The organism is Pantoea anthophila (assembly GCF_026104315.1).
Classification (GTDB): domain Bacteria; phylum Pseudomonadota; class Gammaproteobacteria; order Enterobacterales; family Enterobacteriaceae; genus Pantoea; species Pantoea anthophila.
The window spans coordinates 24082-36209 of record NZ_CP110474.1; the positions used below are offsets into that span (position 1 = coordinate 24082).

A 12128-nucleotide genomic window follows, 5' to 3' on the forward strand; every position below is an offset into this window, starting at 1 on the left:
TACAACGACACGCAGCCCCCGTTCTTGAGCAATCCTTCCCGGTGTCCTACCTTCAATCAGCGCCCTTAACGCCTCTCATCAAGCCAACCGGAGTCAAGATGACTAACAATCTCAACCCCCATTCCTGCAGTGACACCCTCTTTTTCGATGTCAATGAGACCCTGCTGGACACCACCGAACTGAATCAGGTGGTCGCACAGCGACTCGGTGACCGGCCGGAACGTGCCGAAGCCTGGTTTACCTCGGTGCTGCACCACTCTCTGGTCGAATCCGTGACCGGCAGCTGGCATAGCTTTGGTGATATCGCCGAAGCGGTGCTGAAGATGACCGCTTCGCGTTACGGTGTAACCCTGCCTGAAGAAGCAACGCCCCTGGCTGACATTATCGCCGCAATGCCGCCGCATCCTGATGTCGCCGCAGGGCTGACTGCCCTGCAGCAGCAGGGTTTTACGCTGGTTGCGCTGACCAACTCCTCAGCGGCGCTGGCTGAACAACAACTCAGTTCAGCCGGGCTGGCACCGCTATTCGCCCGCATTCTCAGCGTGGAGCAGGTTAAGGTTTATAAGCCCGATCTGAGAGTTTATCAGTGGGCAATGAAAGAGATGGGCAAGCCTGCCGCAGAGTGCATGATGGTGGCGGCGCATGGCTGGGATGTCGGTGGCGCAAAACGGGCAGGGATGAAGACCGCATTTATCACCCGCAAAGGCCAGTCACCTTATCCACTGGCGCCTGCGCCGGATTTGATCGTCAGCGATACAGGTGCGCTGGCCGCACAGCTTAAACGGCTCAGCTTAACGCAATGAACGGCAGATCAAATCCAGGCATTCAGCCTGCCTGTGTCTCAAATGCCGATCTGACCGCTTCCACGATGCGTCCGGACAGCGTCGCGTCTTCCAGCATCGGGAACGTTTTTTTAAGCTTGCCTGAGATCTGCCAGCCATTTTCCTTCAGCGAACGGATAATCCGGCTTGCATCCTGATCGGGCATTTCCACAACCTCTTTCAGACGCTGCTGCGCACGCTGAAATATGACTAACACGCGCGCTTCATCTGCCATTTCTGTTCGAACGGTGTGCTCTATCACTCTGCACGTATAGAGCACATGCTCGGTTAGGTCGGGATAACGCCAGGCGAAGCGGGCATCCTCATAGTCGCTGAAAATGAAGTTACTTTGCGTGCCATCTTCATAGGTTTTAAGTTCACCAAACCGATAGCAGCCTGCATAACGCCGCATAAGCCGTTTAGAAAACACGTCCAGCGTGCGATCGTAACCGACGCGAAAGTCCATCGAACTGGTGATGGTGGCCGAGACGGGCAGAATGACCCCATCCGGTATCGCTCCGTCACGAATCAGCGTGTCATTAATTAAAAAGCGATGGATACGACCATTGCCATCGCGCATGGGATGGATATAGACAAATCCAAACGCAACAACAGCAGCACGGGCCAGCGGCGCGGCTCCGTGCGTCGCCTGTTCAAAGGCTTTCAGCCCCTGCATGAAGCGAGGAACATCATCATAGTGCGGCGCAATATAGTGGACGATATCTTCACGCATTGTCGACTGCCCGACAAATACCGGCGAGCGGCGCAGACCCAGTCCCAGGGCATCCTGTCCCAGAATGCCCTGCTGTATCGTGTGCAGGCTGACATCGCTGAGCGGATCGTCCAGCTGACCGCAATACTGCGCAATAACGTGGGCAAACCGCTGAATGCGATCGCCCTGGTCCGACTCCTTCTCGATCAGAAAACTGGCACGGGACTCTTTAAATGTCAGCCAGCTGGCGGTGCGCATCAGAATATCTGCGCCAAAGGCCTTATCCAGATCTGAAAAGGCAGCATTGAGATCGAACGCCAGCGCCTGTTCAACGGCAGCTGTTCTGCGCACCAGGGGGCAGAAATCGATCGATCCCGGCAGGTTATCGTTAATGCGCCAGCGTCTGCTGCGTTTCACGGTGGTTCGGGTCAGATACGCTTTCGATGAAATCGCGTCAATATAGCCACCATTAGTGACATCGGGCACCTGCAGCAGGTTACCGGTCAGCCACTCATAGAAAAACCCTGCCCGACGCGCATATTGTCCGAACGGCTCCTGACGACACCACGCCTCCAGAGGTTCCGGCCCGATTACCGTAAACAGGCGGGCAAAAAACTCCAGGTGGATCTCCTCATATTTGAGACCAAAGGCAAAATGCCCGGCAAAATCATCTTCCGGCTGATAGCCAGGAGGATAGTAATTTTCCACCTGCCCCTGACTGTCATGATGAGAGCGTACCGTTCCAATCGCTGATTTCACACGCAGTGGCTGCGCCAGTCTGATTGCATAACGTTCGCGCAATGCGCTAAAGCCGACCAGCATACTGAATCCTTTATTTTTCACGCTAAAACGCTAACAGAAAGGATTTCTATCACGAAAACGATAACTTCGCTACGCCGACCCGGCTAATCTTTGCCCGAAAACGTGAATAAAAAAGAGAGTTGATGCGAAAACAGTAATGCAGACCCTATTCAGGGCTTAACTACGATGCACAAAAGCCCGATGACAATCATCACCACGCCCGCCAGACTATGCCAGCTGAACGCCTCATGAAATACCGGCAGAGAAACTGCAGCCAGCCAGACCAGCACGTAACTCAGGCTGAGCAGCGGATAGACCCGGTTCAGGGGGAAATGTCCCAGCGCCCGGATCCAGCAGAGCATGGAGAGGCCATAGGCGCCCAGCCCCGCCACCAGCAGCAGGGCGGGCAGTAGGCCGATAGCGGGCAGTGACGTCAGGCTGCTGACATCGGGCAACTGCGGCATCGCCCAGCGCATCATCAGCTGCGCCGCCGAGACCAGCAGTACGCTGCAGGCAACCCATCCATACCCTTTCATATCTGACTCGCCATCAGCGCCACGCCAGTGACCACCAGCAGCGTGCCGGTTATCTGGCGCGGCGTTAACCGTTCACGCCACAGGAGACGTCCGGCCAGCGCCACAAAAATAAAGTTAAGGCTCAGCATCGGGTAGGCCTGGCTGACCGGCACCCGCTGCAGCACCAATAGCCAGAGGAGCATCGCAACGCCCAGCAGCAGCACGCTCACGCCAATCCAGCTCAGGCGCGTCCGGCGGGATGCCGCCCTCGTCGCCTGCTTCTGGCAAAGCTGTGCGCTGCAGCTGAGCAGACTGACCAGAATAATCAGCAGCAGCATTACTTCGTCTGGCTGTAGTAGAGGCAGACCAGCCTGCCCTGACGATAGACGGCGTCCGGCACCGGCACATCCTCATCGATATCACTGTGAACCGAGTCCATCAGCAACAGCAGCGACACGCTCCCCTCGCGACGATGCGTGGCAAGCCAACTGGCGAAATCTGCCCGTGAAACAAAACGGGACTGTGCATCCGGGTAGCCGAGCCCATATTCCAGTTCCCCCTTGCTGTCATAGAAACCGATATCGCTGCGCTGCAGGTGCCAGGCGGCCGCAGAGGCGATGCCGGGGTTGTCAGCCAGGATAAAGCGACTGGCAGCCAGTTGCTTACTGATAACCGCAACAAAACGCTGCGGCTGTTTGGCATCGCGGATCTTATCGGGGATGGCCGCACCGATAACCAGCGCAAGGCCCAGCGGGCAGAGTGCCGCCGCCAGCCAGCGACGCGAGGAAGAACGGCAGCTGTACGCCCCCACCAGCCCCCAGCAGAGGAATGCCACTGCCGCCAGCACCAGCTTCAGCATCTCATGCGTGGCGAACAGCGGATGATGCGTCAGACTCCAGGGGGCCAGCACCAGCAGTACTGCGGTCAGCGTCAGGATACCGAATATCAGGTTCAGCCAGCCATTCAGCGTCAGGGCGCGCCCTGCCCGCTGCGCAGCGTTCAGGCCATAATGGGCCATCAGCAGTGACAGCGGAACAAAACAGGGCAGGATATAGGTCGGGAGTTTGCCCTTCGCCAGACTGAAAAACAGCAGCGGCATCACCGTCCAGCTCAGCAGATAGAGCGCACCGGGATGCTGATGACGCTCACGCCAGCCCGTAAACAGTGCCCCCGGCAACAGTGCCAGCCACGGCAGCGTGCCCAGCAACAGAATCGGCAGGTAGTACCAGAACGGGGCTTTGTGCTGCGCATTCGCTTCTGCGAAGCGCTGGATATGCTCGACCCAGAAGAAGTAGTGCCAGAAATCGGGAGCCTGATGATAAATGGCCAGCACCCAGGGCGCGCTGATTGCCGCAGCAGAGAGCAGCGCCAGTGGCCCGAAGCAGAGCAGCTCCGGCACTCTCTTGCGCCAGATCGCCCACGGCAGGATCGTCAGTACCGGCAGCGCCAGTGCCAGAAAGCCTTTGGTCATGAATCCCATGCCGCAGGCCAGCCCCAGCAGCAGATAGCCGCCCACGCGCCCGGCGCGTCCACTGGCCTCTGTCGCCAGCCAGAAGCTGCACATGGCGGCCGCCAGCCAGAGCATCAGCATCGGATCGAGCACCGCATAGGTGCCGACCCCATAGACCAGCAGCGAGCTGAGGAAAATGATCGCGCCGGTGATCGCGGTTCGCGAGGAAGCAAACATCCGCCTGCCGAGCCAGAAAATCAGGGCGGCGGTCAGGGCAGTGGAGAATATCGAGCCGGCCCGCACGCCAAAATTGTTGTGACCAAACAGCCACTGACCCAGCGAGTTAATCCAGTAACCCGCAATCGGTTTTTCAAAATAGCGCAGGCCGAAAAAGTGTGGCGTGATCCAGTTGCCGGATGCCAGCATCTCCCGGCTGATCTCCGCATAGCGGGTTTCATCCGGCTGCCAGAGATCGCGGAACACTGGCGGGACAAGGTAATAAAGGATAAAAAAGCTGAAAAACAGCAGCCATATTGTCTGGTTACGTATCCGCACTAGTTCGCCTCTTCCATCCGTTTCTGGCAGCCCAGCCACCCTTCCCGTCCGGCAATTTCGCCTCTGACCACCCGGCCTAATGGCAGCGTCGTCAGATCGGCGGGCAGCAGTTCACTGAGCGGACAGAACTGAATGCCGTTATCGGCGGCCAGGGTCAGGAGGCGATCGAAGTCCGGGTAGCCGATGATCCCCTCCACTTCGGCATGAACGGTGTAAACAGCCCCCTCTTCCGCAGCGAGCATTCGGGTCAGAATGAAGTCGTTGTACCCCTCTGCGCTGACCTCGCGCCCCACCACCTCATCCCAGGTCGGCAGCGTTACCGGGATCTGCACCGTCCCAATCTGCCCGTCTGGCAGCACCGGCCGGAACGGGCCGCTGCCGCGACAGTCGCTGTTGTAAGTGAATCCGAACGGCTGTTTAGCAGCGACCACCCGGCCATCCGCGCGCCATCCGGCGACGGCCGAGCAGCTGACCGGATGGCCGAGTACCTCACTCAGCAGGTCGGTGCCGCGCGCTATCTGCTCTGCCAGCTTTTCCTGCGGCCAGACGCCGGCCCAGGTCTGCCACGCAAAGTGGTCCCAGGCGTGCAGTCCCACCTCATGCTGACGGGTGGCGTCCTGAATAATGTGCCGCAGACGGCGCCCCATCTGCTTGCCTGGCCACGCCGTTCCGGCCAGCAGGATATCCCAGCCATAGAGCGACGCGGCCCGGGAACGCACCATTTTCAGGAGAAAGGCCGGTTTCACCAGCCGCCAGAGATGGCGGCCCATGTTGTCCGGCCCCACACTGAAGAAAAAGCTGGCCCGCACAGCATGACGCCGGAACAGCGTAAGCAGCGCCGGCACGCCCTGCTGCGTGCCGCGCCAGGTATCTACGTCAATCCGCAGACCGATCTTCTTCATCACTTATCAGCCTGTTGCTCAATGGTGCGCAGGAAGAAGTCGAGCGTGTTGTCGATGGTGACATCCATCGTCACGGTTGGGGTCCAGCCGAGTAAGCGGCGCGCATTGCGGATAGCAGGTTTGCGGTGCTCCACATCCTGATACCCTTTTCCGTAGTAGCTGCTGCTCTCCACTTCGCGGAAACCGGCAAACGGCGGGAACTGGCTGCGCAGCGGGTGACGCTCAAAGCTCTCCAGCAGCTGCTCGGCCAGCTCTTTGATACTGGCTTCGTTGTCCGGATTACCGATATTGATGATCTGCCCATCACAATTCTGCTGTTTGTTCTCGATGATGCGGAACAGCGCCTCCACACCATCTTTGATGTCGGTAAAGCAGCGCTTCTGTTTGCCGCCGTCAATCAGCTTGATGGGCGAACCTTCCACCAGATTGAGGATCAGCTGGGTAATGGCGCGGGAGCTGCCGATACGCGCGGCATTGAGGTTGTCCAGACGCGGCCCCATCCAGTTGAATGGCCGGAACAGGGTAAAGCGCAGCCCCTCTTTTTCGCCATAGGCCCAGATCACCCGATCCAGCAGCTGTTTGGAGACCGAATAGATCCAGCGCTGTTTGTTGATCGGCCCGACCACCAGGTTGGAACAATCTTCATCGAAGCTGTCATCGGTACACATGCCGTACACCTCAGAGGTGGACGGGAAAATGATGCGCTTCTGATACTTCACACAGTCGCGAATGATTTTCAGGTTTTCTTCAAAATCGAGCTCAAACACGCGCAGCGGATTGCGGGTGTACTCAATCGGCGTGGCGATCGCCACCAGCGGCAGGATGACGTCACATTTCTTGATGTGATACTCAATCCATTCGGAGTGGATAGCGATGTCCCCTTCGACGAAATGGAAACGCGGATGGTCGAGGAAGCGGCTGATGGCATCGGAACTGATATCCAGGCCATACACCTCGAAATGCGCATCCTCCAGCAGCCGTTCGGTAAGATGGTTACCGATAAAGCCGTTAACGCCGAGGATCAGCACCCGGGTGCGGCGCTGGAGCGCCGACTGCGGCTGCGAATAGAGCAGCGCGCCAGGCACCATGCCCAGACTCTGCGCCAGCTGACTGCCGTTCATATAGACGCCATGCTCGGACTGCCCGGTCTGGATTTCAAGCGCTCCCTCACCACAGGCAATCAGGAACGGCTGCTTAGAGATTACCGTGCCCGGTCTGGCCTGATGCGGCTCGTGATGAACCCGGCTCTTCCAGACAATGAAGCGGACCGATCCGGCGAAGGCAAAGGCGCCAGGCCAGGGATCGGTGACCGCTCTGACCAGATTGTGAATCGTCTGAGCAGGCTGGTTCCAGTCAATCCGTCCATCTTCGGCGGTGCGACGGCCCACACGGGTCGCCTGACTCTCATCCTGGGGCCACTCACTGACCTCACCCTGACGCAGACGAGGTAAAACGTCGCCCAGAAGCTGCTCTGCGACACTGATGAGTTTACGGTGCAGGGTCAGCGCATTGTCGTGGTCGTCGATAGCCACCGCCTGCTGCGCCAGAATATGACCGGCATCGGCACGCTTTACCATGCGATGCAGGGTGACACCCGTTTCGCGTTCACCGTTCACCAGCGCCCAGTTTAGGGGTGCCCGCCCCCGGTATTTTGGCAGCAGCGAGCCATGCAGGTTAAAGGCCCCTTTTTGCGCGCATTGCAGGATCTCATCGCTGAGCAGATGGCGATAATAGAAGGAGAAAATCATCTCTGGCGCCATGCTGCGGATACGATCCAGCCAGATCGGGTGATTCGCCTCGTCGGGCGCATAGACCGGGATGCCATGCTCTGCCGCCAGACGCGCAACCGAGCCGAAAAAAGGATTTTCGGTCGCCACGTCGTTGTGGGTGAAAATGGCGGTGATCTCATAGCCTGCCTTCAGCAGCGCATTGATGCCGACACAGCCCATGTCGTGATAGGCGAAAACGAGGGTCTTCATGATTGAGTATCCTGTACTGATGGCTCTTCTGGAGCCTGAACAATGCGTTGAACGAAATAGCGCGGACGCGCCCGAACGTCGTTATAAATGCGCCCGATGTACTCCCCGAGCAGTCCCATGCCCACAAACTGGGCACCCGTAAACATGAACAGCACGGCAAACAGAACAAAAACGCCATCCCCCGCCCAGGCCGCACCAAAGAAGAGGCGCAGAACAATCAGCACCAGCGAGAAAGCGAAGCCAGCGAGTGCAATCAGGCTGCCGATAACGCTGAGCAGTCGCAGGGGGGTGGTGGTCAGGCAGGTCACCAGGTCGTACATCAGGTTGATCAGGCGCATAAAGCTGTATTTCGAGTCGCCAAATGCCCGCTCTGCGTGGATCACCGGCAGTTCGATGGTGTGACGGGCAAAGGTATTCGCCAGAATCGGAATAAAGGTGCTGCGCTCGTGGCAGTTGAGCATCGCCTCAACGATGTGGCGACGATAGGCGCGCAGCATACAGCCGTAATCCCCCATCGCTTTGCCGGTAACACGCTGGATCAGCCGGTTGAGCGTGCGTGAGGCTTTACGCCGGAACCAGGTGTCCTGGCGCTGCTGCCGGACCGTGCCGACCACGTCATAGCCCTGACGCGCCGCCTCAACCAGCCGCGGGATCTCCTCCGGCGGGTTCTGCAGATCGGCATCGAGCGTGATAATCAGATCGCCACGCACCTGACTGAACCCAGCCATGATGGCGGAGTGCTGGCCGTAATTGCGGTTGAGCAACACACCGATGACCCGGCTGCCGGGTGCGGAAGCTGCCTGCTCAATCAGCCCGGCGGATCGGTCACTGCTGCCGTCATCGACCAGCAGAATTTCATAGTCCATCTGCAGTGTGTCGCAGGCGGCAGCGGTGCGCTGAAGCAGCTCCGGCAGGCTCTCCTGCTCGTTGTAGACCGGGATAACCACGGAGAGTCTGTTGATCGGTTTATTCTCGCCCATATCAGACTCCGGCAATGTCATGCAGCGCCTGAATGACGCGCTCGACATCCTGGTCCGTCATTGAGGGAAACAGGGGGATCGAACACATCTGCTGGCTGTTGCGTTCACTGGCGGGCAGACGTAAATCGGGATAGCGCTCGCGATAATATCTGTGGGTGTGGGCGGCCCGGAAATGCAGACCGCTGCCGATATTGCGCGCCTTCAGCGCCTGCATAAACGCATCACGCGAAAAACCACACCGGCGTTCATCAATACGGATAATAAACAGATGCCACGCATGCTGATGAGGCCAGGCGGGCAGTGACAGCGGCGTGAACGGCAGTGCGCGCAGCGCGGCAAGATAACGTTCGGCAATCTCGCGGCGGCGTGCAATGAAACCGGGCAGTTTCTGTAACTGCACCAGCGCAATGGCTGCGCTGATGTCGGGCAGGTTGTATTTAAAGCCGGGCATCATCACTTCTGCCTGCGGCAGTCGGCCCTGCGTCTGGCGATCAAAAGCATCAACGGCCAGACCATGAAACTTCAGGCTGCGTATGCGATCGGCCAGCGCGGCGTCATCGGTCACCACCAGGCCACCTTCCGCACAGGTGATATTTTTAATGGCGTGAAACGAAAAAATTGCCGTGCCGCGGTGCCCGATCGGCTTTCCGTGATAGGTCGTGCCTGCCGCATGTGCCGCATCTTCGATAATGGCAATGTTATGCTGCTCAGCCAGCTGGTAGATCGGGTTAAGATCGACCGGTGCGCCAGCGTAATGGACCGGAATAATGGCGCGGGTCCGGGGCGTAATCGCCTGCGCAATCTGTTCCGGCGTCACCATCAGGGTATCAGGGTCCACATCGATCATGACCGGCGTGGCGCCCAGCAGTGTGATCAGATTCAGCGTGGAAACCCAGGTCATGGAGGGCGTGATAACCTCATCACCTGGCCCAATTCCCATTGCCATCAGCGTGACGTGCATTCCGGCGGTGGCAGAGCTGACGGCAATCGCGTGCAGGTTGCCGGTCAGCCGGACAAAGGCCTGCTCCAGTCCGGCGCACTGAGCGCCGGTTGTGATCCAGCCCGAGTCAAAGACCGCTTTCACGGCTGACAGCTCTTCATCACCCAATGAGGGACGGGAAAAAGGCAAAAAATCCATGCTAAAACTCCTGCAGATCAAACCCATAAGCGATCGCGCGAAATTAATCAGGCACAACGCCGGAAACAGAACTTAAATAGCGATTTATCATCCGCCGGCAGGGATGTTATTTACCCCAGGCGTCCATTTCTGGAATAGGGGTTGCCGGACGGGTAATACAAACTAGCGCACGAAAGTTAACTGAACATTAAATGAAGGGAATGAATAACAATAAATTAATGCAGGGTTCATTTGGTCATTTCTGAAAAAGTTCACTGATATGCATTAATATCGCCTCCGGGCAGACTTCTTTTTGATTGATTGATGATTTGTTTATAAAACAACGGAATCTGCCGCTGAATGATCGGCTTTCCATTATGTCCGGTCAGGGAGCCTCTCAGATAAAAATAGCTTACTGAAGAACGCAGATGATTAATCACCGCCCTCTTACAATCCCGGCAAACGTCAGATCCAATATTCCCGCCTTAATGTATTCTTAATATTTCCCGTTATTTTTGCGCTGAGACGGCGGCCACCGTTAACGTTTCGTGAATCTCAGATGACAGCACGTTAATATTTGTCACATACGTCACGACAGAAAGGTAAAACAGTGTTACAAAGTCAATAAAATCGCGGTTTCAGGCGTCAGCGTTTGAGCCCGCTCAGAATGAGAAAATAGTGATGAACCGTGTCGCCTGCTTATACGCTCTGCTCGCCTTGTTCAGCCCGGCGCTTTACGCCGCCCCCGTCACCTATACCATCGCGCCTGAGAAAACGTCGATCGGCCTTTCATGGCGTGCCTTTGGTCATGACTTTTCTCAAGCCACACTGCAGGGCGTGACCGGCACGGTGACGCTTAATCGCGATGAAGAGCGTGATGACCATATCGACGTCACCATTCCGGTCGCGACGCTGGTGGCCTCAAACAGGCTGTTAACCTGGCAACTGAAAAGCGATCTGTTTTTCGATGCAGAGCATTATCCGCAGATTCACTTCGTCAGCAGCCGCGTAGCCTCGATGGGGGGCGCTGATTACCGGATTTTCGGGTTGTTAACGGTCAAAGATGTCAGCCGGCCAGTGGTGATGCTGGCCACGCTCGACAGCGGACAGGCCTTTGACCCCGCCTCAGATTCGCTGGCCCTGCATGCCTCGACCGCGATTTCCCGCACGGCATTCCGGGTGGATCGGCTGGTCGGCGTGGTGGATGATCGCGTCAACATTGCACTGACCATTGCGGCGGAAGTGAAGCGGCCGCTGTCCTCACCGTTAACCTCGTCCCGATAAGGGTTGTCCCTTAACCTGACTCGCAATATAAACGCTCAGGTCAGGCTAAAAAACTATAGCCAACCTGAATACCAAAATAAAAAACTATATATGCGGTTTTCGCAGCTTTAATCTTTTATGAATTCGGGGTGGCGTTAATATTGCTTCTGGTGCGGCTTAACGTTTATGAACTGCGTGTTCAGAGAGAACCGGACAGCCTGCATCAGTCAATTAACAGGCAGGCAGAAAGATCGCAACGGGGCGGGCCCGACGGATATTACGGCACGCCAGGGCAGATCTGCGTACTGACGACATTATGAGAATCTGGTTTGGAACACGCTTTATCCCCGATGCGCACGACAACAGAAAGGGTGCTGCATGCCATCGTCTTTGAGGTGGTCGCCAATTGTCTGGTGTTCATCATTCTGATGATCTGCGCCTCCGCGGCGCCTGCGCAGTCGGCACTGTTGACGGTAGCTTCATCAGCACTGGCGATGGGATGGAACTATCTGTTTAACCTGTTGTTTGACCAGTTCCTGTTGCGAAAAGGCATAAAAAAAAGCTGGCGGATAAGATGCCTTCACGCCCTGTTATTTGAAGCGGGGTTGTTAGTGGTATTAATCCCCTTTGCCGCATGGTGGCTGGATATCTCGCTGCTTTCAGCGTTGAAGCTTGAATGCGGTCTGGTGCTGTTCTTTCTGGTTTATACCTGTCTGTTCAATCTGCTATGGGATTATGGAAGAGAATTGCAAACACATTATGAATAAAGTCTATTATCTGGAAAAGTTAAGAAACTGCCCCTCCAGGGATATCCTGGATATCGTGACAAGCTATATGCGTAAAAAACTGCCTTATGACGATCTCTCTTCCTTTGAAGGTGCCTACGATCATCGCAAAGCCGAGCTGATAATGAATGAGACCTTCACTGAAGTACCTGCAGATGTCTGGCGACTGGTCTGCTGATCCGGTCAGATAATCAGCAGACAGGGCATCACGTCATCCGGTAATGACGTGATGCCCGGCGAGCAGGAAA

At 56.9% G+C, this 12128-nt stretch carries 12 protein-coding genes; 4 read left to right on the forward strand and 8 right to left on the reverse strand.

Features of this window, described 5'->3' with window-relative positions; all coding sequences use genetic code 11:
* Positions 1 to 98: 98 nt before the first annotated feature.
* Positions 99 to 803 (forward strand): haloacid dehalogenase type II, encoded by a 705-nt coding sequence (locus OJ965_RS20735; protein WP_265139329.1) that lies wholly within the window; start codon positions 99 to 101, stop codon positions 801 to 803.
* 22 nt (positions 804 to 825) lie between these two features.
* Here the strand turns inward: OJ965_RS20735 and OJ965_RS20740 are convergent, their stop codons facing one another.
* The 8 genes from OJ965_RS20740 to arnB all read right to left on the reverse strand — a co-directional run bounded on the left by OJ965_RS20740 (position 826) and on the right by arnB (position 9853).
* Positions 826 to 2355 (reverse strand): Fic family protein, encoded by a 1530-nt coding sequence (locus OJ965_RS20740; protein WP_265139330.1) that lies wholly within the window; start codon positions 2353 to 2355, stop codon positions 826 to 828.
* 149 nt (positions 2356 to 2504) lie between these two features.
* Positions 2505 to 2870, reverse strand: a complete 366-nt coding sequence (gene arnF, locus OJ965_RS20745; RefSeq protein WP_009093165.1) for a 4-amino-4-deoxy-L-arabinose-phosphoundecaprenol flippase subunit ArnF — start codon at positions 2868 to 2870, stop codon at positions 2505 to 2507.
* Positions 2867 to 3187: a 4-amino-4-deoxy-L-arabinose-phosphoundecaprenol flippase subunit ArnE gene (gene arnE, locus OJ965_RS20750; protein ID WP_058958154.1), complete on the reverse strand. Its 321-nt coding sequence runs from the start codon at positions 3185 to 3187 to the stop codon at positions 2867 to 2869. Before arnE ends, arnF begins: the two co-directional genes overlap by 4 nt.
* A complete protein-coding gene (gene arnT / locus OJ965_RS20755) occupies positions 3187 to 4854 on the reverse strand; it encodes a lipid IV(A) 4-amino-4-deoxy-L-arabinosyltransferase (protein WP_265139331.1) in 1668 nt (555 codons plus the stop codon). Before arnT ends, arnE begins: the two co-directional genes overlap by 1 nt.
* Positions 4854 to 5756 carry a 4-deoxy-4-formamido-L-arabinose-phosphoundecaprenol deformylase gene (arnD, locus tag OJ965_RS20760; protein WP_265139332.1) on the reverse strand — a complete coding sequence of 301 codons (903 nt, stop codon included), beginning with the start codon at positions 5754 to 5756 and terminating at the stop codon, positions 4854 to 4856. The genes arnT and arnD overlap by 1 nt, the downstream gene beginning before the upstream one ends.
* The gene (gene arnA / locus OJ965_RS20765) at positions 5756 to 7735 is read right to left on the reverse strand and encodes a bifunctional UDP-4-amino-4-deoxy-L-arabinose formyltransferase/UDP-glucuronic acid oxidase ArnA (protein ID WP_009093173.1); all 1980 of its coding nucleotides are present in this window, start codon (positions 7733 to 7735) and stop codon (positions 5756 to 5758) included. Before arnA ends, arnD begins: the two co-directional genes overlap by 1 nt.
* Positions 7732 to 8715 (reverse strand): undecaprenyl-phosphate 4-deoxy-4-formamido-L-arabinose transferase, encoded by a 984-nt coding sequence (arnC, locus tag OJ965_RS20770; protein ID WP_009093174.1) that lies wholly within the window; start codon positions 8713 to 8715, stop codon positions 7732 to 7734. The genes arnA and arnC overlap by 4 nt, the downstream gene beginning before the upstream one ends.
* A gap of 1 nt (position 8716) precedes the next feature.
* Positions 8717 to 9853, reverse strand: coding sequence for a UDP-4-amino-4-deoxy-L-arabinose aminotransferase (arnB, locus tag OJ965_RS20775; protein WP_265139333.1), 1137 nt, complete (start codon positions 9851 to 9853; stop codon positions 8717 to 8719).
* Positions 9854 to 10513: 660 nt separating this feature from the next.
* On the opposite strand from arnB, the gene OJ965_RS20780 reads away from it, so the two are divergent.
* The 3 genes from OJ965_RS20780 (at position 10514) to OJ965_RS20790 (ending at position 12058) form a co-directional block, all read left to right on the forward strand.
* A complete protein-coding gene (locus tag OJ965_RS20780; RefSeq protein WP_154929267.1) occupies positions 10514 to 11116 on the forward strand; it encodes a YceI family protein in 603 nt (200 codons plus the stop codon).
* Positions 11117 to 11424: 308 nt separating this feature from the next.
* The gene (locus tag OJ965_RS20785; protein WP_154929203.1) at positions 11425 to 11862 is read left to right on the forward strand and encodes a PACE efflux transporter; all 438 of its coding nucleotides are present in this window, start codon (positions 11425 to 11427) and stop codon (positions 11860 to 11862) included.
* Positions 11855 to 12058, forward strand: a complete 204-nt coding sequence (locus OJ965_RS20790; protein WP_009093180.1) for an Hha/YmoA family nucleoid-associated regulatory protein — start codon at positions 11855 to 11857, stop codon at positions 12056 to 12058. The genes OJ965_RS20785 and OJ965_RS20790 overlap by 8 nt, the downstream gene beginning before the upstream one ends.
* Positions 12059 to 12128 lie beyond the last annotated feature (70 nt).